Origin of the sequence: Streptomyces sp. PsTaAH-137, assembly GCF_003259365.1 — a bacterium.
In the GTDB taxonomy this organism is placed as follows: domain Bacteria; phylum Actinomycetota; class Actinomycetes; order Streptomycetales; family Streptomycetaceae; genus Streptomyces.
In genome coordinates this window covers 199,443-211,441 of the sequence record NZ_QLLY01000007.1, presented here as the reverse complement: position 1 = coordinate 211,441, position 11,999 = coordinate 199,443, and the positions used below count along the sequence as shown (strand labels likewise).

General features: G+C 70.6%; 10 protein-coding genes. 7 read left to right on the top strand and 3 right to left on the bottom strand.

The window, feature by feature from the left end:
• Positions 1-178: 178 nt before the first annotated feature.
• The 5 genes from K377_RS17930 (at position 179) to K377_RS17910 (ending at position 6,195) form a co-directional block, all read left to right on the top strand.
• Positions 179-1,687 (top strand): MFS transporter, encoded by a 1,509-nt coding sequence (locus tag K377_RS17930; protein ID WP_111664570.1) that lies wholly within the window; start codon positions 179-181, stop codon positions 1,685-1,687.
• A gap of 178 nt (positions 1,688-1,865) precedes the next feature.
• Complete coding sequence (locus tag K377_RS17925; protein ID WP_111664391.1) at positions 1,866-3,044, top strand: PP2C family protein-serine/threonine phosphatase; 1,179 nt, start codon at positions 1,866-1,868, stop codon at positions 3,042-3,044.
• Positions 3,045-3,238: 194 nt separating this feature from the next.
• A complete protein-coding gene (locus K377_RS17920; RefSeq protein WP_111664390.1) occupies positions 3,239-4,654 on the top strand; it encodes an NAD-dependent succinate-semialdehyde dehydrogenase in 1,416 nt (471 codons plus the stop codon).
• A gap of 48 nt (positions 4,655-4,702) precedes the next feature.
• Positions 4,703-5,530, top strand: coding sequence for an aldo/keto reductase (locus K377_RS17915; protein WP_111664389.1), 828 nt, complete (start codon positions 4,703-4,705; stop codon positions 5,528-5,530).
• 86 nt (positions 5,531-5,616) lie between these two features.
• Positions 5,617-6,195 (top strand): TetR/AcrR family transcriptional regulator, encoded by a 579-nt coding sequence (locus K377_RS17910; protein ID WP_111664388.1) that lies wholly within the window; start codon positions 5,617-5,619, stop codon positions 6,193-6,195.
• Positions 6,196-6,226: 31 nt separating this feature from the next.
• Here K377_RS17910 and K377_RS17905 read toward each other — a convergent pair whose 3' ends face one another.
• A complete protein-coding gene (locus K377_RS17905) occupies positions 6,227-7,261 on the bottom strand; it encodes an SMP-30/gluconolactonase/LRE family protein (protein WP_111664387.1) in 1,035 nt (344 codons plus the stop codon).
• A 195-nt stretch (positions 7,262-7,456) separates the two neighbouring features.
• Between K377_RS17905 and K377_RS17900 the strand changes: the two genes are divergently transcribed.
• Positions 7,457-9,271 (top strand): NAD(P)/FAD-dependent oxidoreductase, encoded by a 1,815-nt coding sequence (locus K377_RS17900; RefSeq protein ID WP_111664386.1) that lies wholly within the window; start codon positions 7,457-7,459, stop codon positions 9,269-9,271.
• Between the two features lie 22 nt (positions 9,272-9,293).
• On the opposite strand, the gene K377_RS17895 is transcribed toward K377_RS17900, so the two are convergent.
• Together K377_RS17895 and K377_RS17890 are read right to left on the bottom strand one after the other, a co-directional pair.
• A complete protein-coding gene (locus K377_RS17895; protein ID WP_111664385.1) occupies positions 9,294-10,313 on the bottom strand; it encodes a YdcF family protein in 1,020 nt (339 codons plus the stop codon).
• Between the two features lie 53 nt (positions 10,314-10,366).
• Positions 10,367-10,660, bottom strand: a complete 294-nt coding sequence (locus tag K377_RS17890) for a PepSY domain-containing protein (RefSeq protein WP_146614737.1) — start codon at positions 10,658-10,660, stop codon at positions 10,367-10,369.
• 142 nt (positions 10,661-10,802) lie between these two features.
• Between K377_RS17890 and K377_RS17885 the strand changes: the two genes are divergently transcribed.
• Positions 10,803-11,927: an NADH:flavin oxidoreductase gene (locus K377_RS17885; RefSeq protein WP_111664383.1), complete on the top strand. Its 1,125-nt coding sequence runs from the start codon at positions 10,803-10,805 to the stop codon at positions 11,925-11,927.
• The last annotated feature ends 72 nt before the right edge of the window (positions 11,928-11,999 follow it).

Here is an 11,999-nt window from a genome sequence, read left to right as displayed (position 1 = left end):
CCTGTCCTTTCGGGTCACTCTGAAGCAGCACCAGTCTCCGCGGCCCGCTCGTCGACGAGCGGGCGCGACTGCGGGTGCGCCGCTTTGCGATCTTTGTTCGACTGTGGAGCATGATGTCTGCGCGCAAGGGTGAAACGAGCACACGTCCGCCGAAGAGCGGAGCCTGATCGTCATGCCCATGGCGGAGTCCGATCCTGCCCGTACCCCGGGCGCCGGGTCCGACGCATACGTACCGGACCCGCGACGCTGGAAGGCGCTCTGGGTCACGCTCGTCGCGGGCTTCATGAGCCTCCTGGACGTCACGATCGTCGCCGTGGCCCTGCCGACCGTGCAGCGCGATCTGCACGCCTCGGCCGCGCAGGTGCAGTGGGTGGTGTCCGGGTACGCCCTCACCTTCGCCCTCGCCCTGGTCACCGCGGGACGTCTCGGGGACGCCCTGGACCGACGGCGCATCTTCCTGCTGGCACTGGGGGCGTTCGTCCTGTGCAGCGCGGCCTGCGGCGCGGCGCCCGACATCACGTTGCTGGTGGTCGCCCGGCTCGCCCAGGGACTGGCCGCGGGCTGCATGGCCCCGCAGAACTCGGCGCTCATCCAGCAGATGTTCCGGGGCGCCGAGCGCGGCCGTGCGTTCGGCCTGTTCGGGGCGGTCGTGGGCATCTCGTCCGCCGTCGGCCCCATCACCGGCGGCGCCATCCTCGCCCTGGCCTCCGGACCGCAGGGCTGGCGGTGGATCTTCTACGTCAACGTGCCCATCGGCGTCGTCGCCGTCCTGCTCGGGCGGCGTCTGCTGCCACGGGTCCGGCGAACCGGCAAGGGCTCCGTGGACGTACCCGGCGTTCTGCTCCTCGGCGTGGGAGTCCTCGCCGTCATGTATCCGCTGGTCCAGGCCGACTCCGGCGGCATCGGGCGACTGTGGTGGCTGTTCCCCGTCGGCGCCGCGATCCTCGCCGCCTTCACCTGGTGGCAGCGCCGGCTCGTCGCCCGGCAGGGGCAGCCGCTGCTCGACCCGCGCCTGTTCACCACCGTGCGGGGCTACGCGATCGGCGCCGGTGTCGGCACGCTGTACTTCATCGGGTTCAGCGGTGTCTGGCTGGTCTTCGCGCTCTACTACCAGCACGGCCTCGACTTCTCCCCGCTCCGGTCGGGCCTCGCGGTCACCCCGTTCGCCGTGGGCTCCGCGAGCGCGGCGGTCCTCGCCGGCCGCCTGGTGGACCGGTTCGGGCGCCGACTGACCGTATGGGGTCTCACGGCCGTCATCGTCGGGCTGGGCGTGACGGCGCTGCTGCTCCGTTACGCGCCCGTGGACGCGGCGCCCTGGATCGCCGCCCCGGCGCTCTTCGTCGGCGGCATCGGCGGCGGCTTCGTCGTCTCGCCCAACATCACCATGACCCTGCGGGACGTGCCGGTGCGCATGGCGGGCGCCGCGGGAGGCGCGCTGCAGACCGGACAGCGGCTCGGCGCGGCGGTGGGAACCGCGGCCCTGCCGGGCCTGTACTACCTGGTGCTGGGCCGCGGCGACGACTACCGCGGTGCCCTCTTCGTGGCGCTGATCGCCGCACTCGTCGCGATGCTGGCCTCGCTGGCACTCGCCACGTCCGACTGGCTGCGCGACCGGCGGACGCGGCACCGGCGCGACGACTGCCCGGACGAGATGGCCAACACCCCCGTCCACCGCTGGCAGAACTGACCCGCCCCGGACGGACCACGGAACGGGCGGCCGTCCTTCCGCATGGCGACCCCGCGGAAGCCCTGATATCCAGGGCCCATCAGGCAACCACAGGCGCTCGCGGGCACCGCACGGCGGACCCTGTGGCGCTACCGCCCGACACCGCCCGACGGTCGCCGGAACAACCAAGGGAAGCGAGATGACGGTCCCCGAATCGGCCGAAGGCCTGCTGGGCGAATTCCTCGCCGATCCGCGCAACCTCCCGCTCGACCTGGTGACAGCCGTCGCGCGCGCCTCCGGGGCCCTGGGACTGCGCGGCGCCGTGGTCTACATCGCGGACATCCAGCAGCGCCGTCTGACACCGCTGAACGCGACCGTGTCCCCCCTGGCGATCGACACCTCGCTCGCGGGCTGGAGCTACCGCACCCAGTCCCTGCGCGTCGAGGAGGACGACGAGGGACTGACCGCATGGCTGCCGCTGATCGACGGATCCGAACGGCTCGGCGTGCTCGCGGTCAAGGCGCCCGCCCTCGACTCCGGAGTCCTGCGACGCGGACGGGCCCTGGCGGCGCTGCTCGCGATGATGGTCACGTCGAAGCGGACCTACAAGGACAGCTTCGTGCGCCGGTCCCGTACCGCCCCCATGGAACTGCCCGCCGAACTGCTGCGGGCCTACCTCCCGCCGCGCACCATCGGCACCGGGCACACCGTCTCCACGGCGGTGCTCGAACCGGCGTACCAGGTCGGAGGCGACGCCTACGACCACGCCCTGTCCGAGAACGCCCTGCACGCCGGCATCGTGGACGCCGTGGGCCACAACCTCGCCTCGGGGCTGACCGCGGTGGTGTCGTTGGCCGCGTGCCGCAACGCGCGGCGGACCGGTGCCGACCTGCCCGACGTGGTCGCGGCCGTCGACGACGCCCTGATCGAGTGGCTGCCCGACCAGTTCTGCACCGCCGTGCTCGCACGGGTCGACCTGTCCACCGGCCTGATGCGCTGGGTGAACTGCGGACATCCGCCGCCGCTCCTCATCCGCGACCAGAACGTGCTCGTCGGCGCGCTGGAACGCCGGGCGCAGCCGCCGATGGGATACACCTCGCGGTTCATCTCCGGCCCGCGCGACGCCCACGAGTTCGCCCTGAAGCCGGGGGACCGCGTGCTCATGTACACCGACGGCGTCACCGAGGCGCGTACCGCCGACGGCAGCGAACTGGGGCTCGAACGCTTCGCGGACCACGTCATCCGCGCCACGGCCACCGGGGAGCTGGCGCCGGAGACGCTGCGCCGCCTCATCCACTCCCTGCTCGATGCGCAGGATCACCGCCTGCGTGACGACGCCACGATCCTGATGTTCGAGTGGCGACCCGTGACGCCCTGACCGGGCGAAGGAGAGAGGACGAAAGTCCCGATATGCCACCGGGGCGAGCGGGGCACACCGAACAACAGACGGGTCCCGGAGCAGCCGCTTTGCATGGTTTGAAGCCGATATGCAAGGGCACCCCGGAGTGCGAGGCGGAAGCCCGGCCTCCGGACCCGTTCCGCCAGTCGTCGTATGTGTTCTGGAGTTTTCACATGTCGGAGCAGCGCAAGAGCCGATTCGCGACCGTCAATCCGTTCAGCGGGGAAACGGTCGAGGAGTTCTCCTCCATCGAGGGCAAGGAAGTCGACGCCGTGCTGGAGAAGGCCGAACAAGCCGCTCAGGCATGGCGGAAACGGCCGATCACCGAGCGTGCCGCGGTGGTGGGACGTGCGGCCGAGCTGATGAGAGACCACAAGGAAGAGCTCGCTCGGACCATCACGCTGGAAATGGGCAAACTCATATCCGAGGCCCGCGGCGAGGTCGATCTCGCCGCGTCGATCCTGGACTACTACGCGGAGAACGGCCCCGATTTCGCCGCCGCCGAGCCCCTCGACGTGAAGGAGGCCGAGGCATATCTCCTCAGTGAGCCGCTCGGCGTGCTGCTGGGGGTCATGCCCTGGAATTTCCCGCTGTACCAGGTGGTGCGTTTCGCGGGCCCCAATCTGGTGCTCGGCAATACGGTCCTGGTGAAACACGCCGGTATCTGCCCGCGGTCGGCGCTGGCCCTGGAGAAGCTCTTCCGGGACGCCGAAGCTCCCGAGGGCGTCTACGTGAACCTCTTCGTGGGCCATGACGAGATCCAGCGCATCATCGACAGCCCCGTCGTACGCGGTGTCTCGCTGACCGGCAGCGAGGCCGCGGGCGCCAAGGTCGCCGAACGGGCCGGCCGCAATATGAAGCCGAGCCTGCTCGAACTCGGCGGCAGCGACGTCTTCATCGTCCTCGACCGGGAGAACCTCGACCGCACGATCGACGCCGCCGTCGCGGGCCGCATGGCGAACACCGGGCAGAGCTGCGTGGCCTCCAAACGCTTCATCGTGCTGGACGACATCCACGACGACTTCGTGGACGGCATGCGCCGCAGGTTCGAGGCGCTGGAGCCGGGCGACCCCGCCGACGAGTCGACCACCCTCGGCCCGCTCTCCTCCGAGCAGGCGGCCGCGGACCTGGCCGACCAGCTCCGCGAGACGGTCGAACAGGGCGCGGAACTGGTCACCGGCGGACACCGGATCGACCGGCCGGGAGCCTTCGTCGAGCCGACGATCCTCACCGGCGTCGACAAGGGCATGCGCGCCTACGCCGAGGAACTCTTCGGACCGGCCGCGGTCGTCTACCGCGTCGCCGACGAGGACGAGGCCATCGCCCTCGCCAACGACAGCGCGTACGGCCTCGGCGGCTCCGTCTTCTGCGCCGACGCAGAGCGTGGCCGCCGCGTCGCGGAGCGGGTGGAGACCGGCATGGTCTGGGTGAACCACCCGACCTCGACCCAGCCCGACCTGCCCTTCGGCGGCATCAAGCGCTCCGGGTACGGACGCGAACTGTCCGAGCTCGGTATGCGCGAATTCGTGAACCGCAAGCTCGTCCGCGTCCTGCCCGCCGACACCCCGCTGCGCGGCATCGCCGGCTGAGCATCCCCAGCAGAACCCACCAGAGCCCCAGAGACAGGAGATATTCGCGTGACCTCCGTTCCCACCATCACCCTCAACAACGCCGTTCAGATCCCGCAGCTGGGCTTCGGCACCTTCCAGATCCCGCCGGAGGAGACCCGCGAGACGACGCTCGCCGCGCTGGAGGCCGGATACCGGCACATCGACACGGCACAGATGTACGGCAACGAGAAGGAGGTCGGACAGGCCGTCCGGGACTCCGGACTCGACCGCGCCGACGTCTTCGTGACCAGCAAGCTCAACAACGACGCCCACGACCCCGACGACGCCCTGCGCGCCTTCGACGGGACGATGGAGAAGCTGGGCCTGGACCACCTCGACCTGTTCCTCATCCACTGGCCGCTGCCGGACAAGGGTGACTTCACGCAGACCTGGAAGGCCCTGGAGGAGATCTACCGGAGCGGACGCGCCAAGGCCATCGGTGTGTCCAACTTCCAGCCGCACCACCTGCGCCGCCTCCTGGAGAACTCCGAGGTGGTCCCCGCGGTCAACCAGATCGAGGTGCACCCGTACCTCACCCAGGACGACGCCAGGGCCTTCGGCGCCGAGCACGACATCGCGACGGAGGCGTGGTCGCCCATCGCGCAGGGCAAGGTCCTCGACGACCCGACCATCGGCCGCATCGCGGACCGCGTGGGCAAGACCCCGGCGCAGGTCACCCTGAGGTGGCACATCCAGCGCGGCGACATCGTCTTTCCCAAGTCGTCGACGCCGAAGCGCATCAAGGAGAACTTCGACCTCTTCGACTTCGAGCTGACCGAGGGCGACCTGGGGGAGATCTCGGCCCTCAACCGCGACGAGCGCACCGGCCCCGACCCCGACCGCTTCACCAGCTGACCGATCGCAGCGGCAAGCCCCTGAGCCGTGAGGCGCAGGGGCTTGCCGCTCGTTCGTGCTGATGGGCTCCGTACTACGCTGCCGAGGTGACCAACCCCGCCGACCCCGTGCAGCCCCGCCCCGCGAACCAGGGGCGCCGGGTCGCGGCCCGCAACCGGGCCGCCCTGATCACCGCCGCCCGCGAGGTCTTCGCCGAACAGGGGCTCAACGCCCCGCTGTCCGCCGTGGCCCGCCGCGCCGGGGTCGGCCAGGGCAGCCTCTACCGGCACTTCGCCGACCGGACGGCGCTGGCCTCGGCGGTCCTGGGCGAGAACGTCCGGCAGATCGAGCGGGCCGCCGACGAGCCGGACGCGACGCTGAAGAGCGTGCTCGGCGTGGTCACCTGGCACGTGACCAGGTCGACCGCGTTCGTCGACCTCCTGCGGCTGCGCGGCGACGACAAGGAGGGCAGGGAACTGTCCGACCGGGTCCGCGCCGTCCTCGCCGGATGCCCGGCCGACGGCCCCGAACGGTCCGTCGACGACCTCATGCTCGCGGTGGCGATGGTCTCGGGAGCCGTCGCGGGCCCCCTCGAACAGCGCGAGCGTCAGGCGCTGGCGGCCTGGCGGCTGCTCGGCATCGAAGTGGGACCGCTGCGCCCGGTCGAGACGGACACCGACGTGTGACCGGAGCCGGTCACACGTGTGCGGGTCGTCGTCAGCCGCCGTTCGACAGACGGATGCCCTTCGCCAGCGCGGAGAAGGTGTACACGTATCCGCCCGAGGGACCGCTGACCGTCATGTAGGCGGCCCTGCCGCCCGGGGTGATCGCGACATTGGTCGCCGACAGGAGCCCCTTCGCCGCCCCGGCCGGTACCTCGACCGTGCCCAGGCGCTGCCCGTACTTGCTGAAGACGGCCATGGCGGGCCTGCCGTGCAGTGCCTGGTAGAGGTTGCCGTCGGCGTCCACCGCGATGGAGTCCGTCTGGGCCACACCGCCGTCGACGTGGATCGCCTCGTGCCGGGACGTCACGGACGTCCGGTCGGTGTCCAGGAGCAGATACGAGACGGTGTTCCGGGCGAGTTCGCTGATCCACAGGCCCCGCTGCCCGGGGTCGAACATGACCCCGTTGGGGTGGGCGAGCCCGTCGGCGAGCACGGTGGCCTTGGCGCCGTCGCGGTCGATGCGCACGATACGGCCGTCGGCCTTGCCCGTCTCCATGCCGTGCAGATCGCTGACGTACAGGTTTCCGTCGTCGTCGAAGACGATGTCGTCGGGGTTCATGAGCGAGCCGTCGACCTCGCCGGGGAAGAACGTGCGCCGGTCCGAGCCGTCCCGGGCGAGGCTGATGACGGCCCCCGACTGGTACTCGGTCAGATACACGCGGTCGTCGTACGGGCTGATCTGCGCGGAGGTGTACGCGCCGGTCCGGTCGGTGTACATGCCCTTGTGCCGGCCGGTTCCCACGTCCACGGAGATGAGTTTGGGTTCGCCGGGCGGGGCGGTGACGTCCGTGACGTACAGCTCGTCGTCCCCGGTGAGGACCGGGCCTTCGAGGAGCGTCATGCCGGTGGCTTCGTGCACGTCGGTGACGTGTGACACCTGGGTGGCCCTGATGGTGCGGCCCTCGCCGGACACCGCGGGTTTCGAGGCCGGTCCTGCGGCGGTCTCGGTGCCGCAGCCGGCCAACGCCAACAAGCCGACGGCGGCGAGGCCCGCCAGGGCGCCGCGGGATGCACGGAACGTGGTCATGGGGGGATCGTGCTCCTTCCAACTGGTGGGCGAGTGGGGTCGCTTGGCGCAAACCACACCCCTACCGGACAGCCTTGTCCGGTTGTTGGGTTACGGTACCGGTGCCCGTGCGGAAGGCCCACCCAGGGCTCGCCCCGCACGGAGTCGGCTGTACGTCTCCCCACGAGATGTCCCCCCACGAGAGGAATCCGCCGCATGACCCTGCCCCAGCGCGCCACGCCCCCCGTCCCGCAGGAGGCGGCAGACCTGCGCGAGCGCTACCGGATCGAGCGGGAGCGCCGGGTCCGCCCCGAGGGCACGCGCCAATACCGTTCCACCACGGCCGAGTTCGGGTACTTCGCCGACGATCCGTACGCGGGGGAGCCGACACGGCGGGAGCCGCTGCGGGACGTGGTGGACGTCGCGGTCGTCGGTGGCGGCTTCGGCGGGATCCTGGCCGGCGCCCGGCTGCGCCGCGAGGGCCTGGCGAAGGTGCGCGTCGTCGAGCAGGGCGGCGACTTCGGCGGCACCTGGTACTGGAACCGCTACCCCGGCATCCACTGCGACATCGAGTCGCACGTCTATCTGCCGATGCTCGACGAGACCGGCTACGTACCGGAGTGGAAATACGCGCCGGGCGAGGAGATCCGGCAGCACGCGATGCGGATCGCCGAGCGGTTCGCCCTGTACGACGACGCCCTGTTCTCCACCACCGCCACCTCGCTCACCTGGGACGAGGACGCCCACCAGTGGCTGGTCGGCACCGACCGGGGAGACAGCTTCCGCGCCACCTACGTCGTCACCGCCACCGGCACCCTCTCCGAGCCCAAACTGCCCGGCATCCCCGGCATCGAGGACTACAAGGGGCACACCTTCCACACCTCGCGCTGGGACTACGGCTACACCGGCGGCGGCCCCGACGGCGGCATGACGGGCCTCGCGGGCAAGCGCGTCGGCGTCGTCGGCACGGGCGCCACCGGCGTGCAGGCGATCCCGATGCTGGCCGCGGACGCCGGACATCTGTACGTCTTCCAGCGCACCCCGTCCGCCGTGGACGTGCGTGGCCAGCGACGTATGACACCGGGAGAGGTCGGCGCCGACCGTCCGGGCTGGGCGGCCGAACGGCGCGAGAACTTCCTGCGGATCGTGTCCGGCGAGGATGCCGAACGGGATCTCGTCACCGACGGCTGGACGGAGTCGGCCGGCCTGCTCGAAAAGCTGCTGCCCAGTTTCCGCCGCGACGGCGCACCGGACTTCGAGACGGCCTACGAGGCCGCGGACCACGCCACGATGAACCGGATACGGGAGCGCGTGACCACCGAGGTCACCGACCGGGACACCGCGGCGGCCCTCCGGCCCTGGTACCGGTACGCGTGCAAGCGGCCCACGTTCTCCGACACGTACCTGCCCGCCTTCAACCGGGACAACGTCACCCTCGTCGACACCGCCGACACCCACGGCATCGAGCGCATGACCGCGAACGGCGTGGTCGTGGGCGGGGTCGAGTACGAGGTCGACTGTCTGGTGTTCGCCACCGGATTCTCCGTCGGCGTCTCCGGCATCACCTCCGGGAAACTGCCCGTGACCGGCACCGACGGCATCCGCTTCCTCGACGCGCTCGCCGAGCGGGGCCCGCGGACCCTGCACGGCTTCACCAGCCACGGCTTCCCGAACCTGTTCATGATGGGCCCTCTGCAGAACGCCAGCAGCGTCAACTTCACCCACATCCTGGACGAACAGGCCACCCACGGGGCCGCGCTGATCGCCGGCGCGGAGAAGCGGAACGCCGTCCTGGAGCCGAGCCCCGAGGCCGTGGACGCCTGGCTCGCGGTCTGCGCCCAGGACGCCCCGGACCACGAGTGGTTCCACGCCGAGTGCACCCCCGGCTACTACAACCGGGAAGGCCGGGGCCGCCCCAACGGCCCGACCGCCTACCCGTACGGAGCCGTCGCCTTCCACGACATGCTGCGCCGCTGGCGCGAGCAGGACCTCGACGACGTACTGCGGAGCAAGAGGACGGACGCGGGCTGACGGCGCGCACGAAGAGGGTGCGTCAGGGGGTGGGAGGCCACCCCAGCCACCAGATGAACAGACCGCTCAGCAGGACGAGCAGAAAGAGAGCCGCGTTGGTACGGCGGTAGGCGACGAGCAGGGCCACGAACTCGCGGAGCACGGCACTCGGCCAGAAGTACGAGGCCGTGGGGGAGCCGACGACGTGGCCCCGGACGCCGGTGCGGCGCGCGATGACCGCGGCGCGGAAGACGTGATAGTTGTTCGTGACGATCACGCAGCGATAGTCCGGATTCACCTTCTCCATCAGGACTTTGCTGAACGCCAGGTTCTCGTCCGTCGTCGTCGAACGGTCCTCGCGGGTGATCAGGTCGGCGGGGAAGCCCTCGGCCGTCAGATAGTCGGCCATGGCGTGGGACTCCGGCAGCTTCTCGTCGGGTCCCTGCCCACCGGAGGTGATCAGCACCGGCCGCCTCCCCTTGCGGGACAGCCTGGCGTGCTCCTTGCGGCCCCGTTCGAGACGGCTGGCCAGGAGCGGCGGCACCTTGGTGCCGCCGATCAGGCCCGAGCCGAGGACCACCACGAAGTCCGCTCGGCGCCGGATGCGCAGACGCGCGTACAGCCCTCCGTAGACGAGGAAGCACAGGAACAGGAAGGCGACGTATCCGCAGAGCGCCATGGCCGTGGCCGCGGCCACCAGGAGTGTGTGCGTGTGCAGGACCAGCGCGGTGGCCAGCAGGGCGAGCAGCGCGACCAGCGCGAGACCTGCTCCGAGCGAGAGCAGGTTCGCCGGGCTCCGGCCCTCCTTGCGGACCATGGTGATCCCGTTGGCGATCAGGAACCATGCGAGCGTGATGACGCCCAGCACCGCCAGGATCAAGAGCGCGATCGCCAGACCGCGGCCCAACTCCTCCTTCTCCGTGGCCAGTTTCAGGAACAGCGCTATCGCGGCGAAGACGACGGAGAGCCCCAGAAGGACGGCGTTGCTGACCCGGCGGCGGTCCCGTGCCACGCCCACACAGAACAAGAAGAGGCAGACGAGCGACGGAACGAAGGACACCATGAGCACATGCTAGTGACACGCCCGATCACGGCTCGCACCCGCCCTGCACCGCGTCATTCGGACGCCGGCGAGGTCTCCTCCTCGGGCACCTCCACGTCCTGAACGATCTCCCCGGAGTGCGCGTCCAGGAGCAGCCGCCAGACGGTGCCCTCCTCGTCCTCCACCTCGGTCGCGAACAGGTAGCGACTCGCGCTCCCCGCGTAGCGGCCGAACTCCAGCCCCAGCGCACCCCTGCCGCCGGGGTGCCGCGCCTCGGCGATGTCGAGGAGCTCACCGGCCGGGAGCACCAGCTCGGCCTCCACGATCCGACGGGCCTCGTCGCTCTCGATCTGCGTCATACCGATCATGCCCCCACGCTACGTACGGTCCCCCTACCAGGGCGAACCGCGCGCGGGGAATGCGCACCCCGTACGAGCAGTTACTTCAGAGGCTGTAACAATGCACGCTCACATACCAACCGGTTAACCCTGCATTCTTCGAGGAGTACCTGTGACCGCCACGACGCCCGCCTCACGCGCGGCTCGCCTGCTGTCCCGCCCGATCGCGCTGGGCGGCCTCACCGTTCCGAACCGGATCGTGATGGCCCCGATGACGCGCATGTTCTCCCCGGGCGGCATCCCCGGAGAGGACGTGCGCTCCTACTACGCGCGGCGGGCCGCCGCCGGAGTCGGTCTCATCGTCACCGAGGGGACGTACGTCGGTCACGACTCGGCCGGGCAGAGCGACCGGGTGCCCCGGTTCCACGGTACGGAGCAGCTGGCCGGCTGGGCAAAGGTCGCCGAGGACGTGCACGCGGCGGGCGGCACCATCGTCCCGCAGCTGTGGCACATCGGCATGGTCCGCAAGGACGGCGACGCCCCGTATCCGCAGGCCCCCGCCGTCGGCCCCTCCGGCCTGGTCACCGCGGGCGCCGAGGCCACCGGCAAGGCCATGACGCAGGGAGACCTGGACGACGTCGTCAACGCGTTCGCCCAGGCCGCCGCGGACGCCGAGCGCATCGGCTTCGACGGCGTGGAGCTGCACGGCGCCCACGGCTACCTGCTCGACCAGTTCCTGTGGGAGGGCACGAACCGGCGCACCGACGCCTACGGCGGCGACCCGGTGGCCCGGACGAAGTTCGCCGCGGAGATCGTCGCGGCGGTCCGCGAGAAGGTCTCCCCGGACTTCCCGATCCTGTTCCGCTACTCGCAGTGGAAGCAGCAGGACTACACCGCCCGGCTCGCCGAGACCCCGCAGGAACTGGAGGCGATCCTGGCCCCGCTCGCCGCGGCCGGCGTCGACGTGTTCCACGCCTCCACCCGCCGCTACTGGCTGCCCGAGTTCGACGGCGCCGACCTGAACCTGGCCGGCTGGACGAAGAAGCTCACCGGCAAGCAGGTCATCAGCGTCGGCTCGGTCGGCCTCGACGGCGACTTCATGGGTGCCTTCCAGGGCGAGGGCTCGCCGGTCAAGAGCATCGACAACCTCCTCGACCGCCTGGAGGCCGAGGAGTTCGACATGGTCGCCGTCGGCCGCGCGCTGCTCCAGGACCCCGAATGGGCGGCCAAGGTGCTCGACGACCGCTTCGACGAGCTGAAGCCGTACGACGCCGCCGCGGTGAAGACGCTCAGCTGATCCCGCACCCGTCCGCTTCCGGGACGGGACGAGCGATCCGGCGGGAGAGGGGCTCCGCACGTGCGGAGCCCC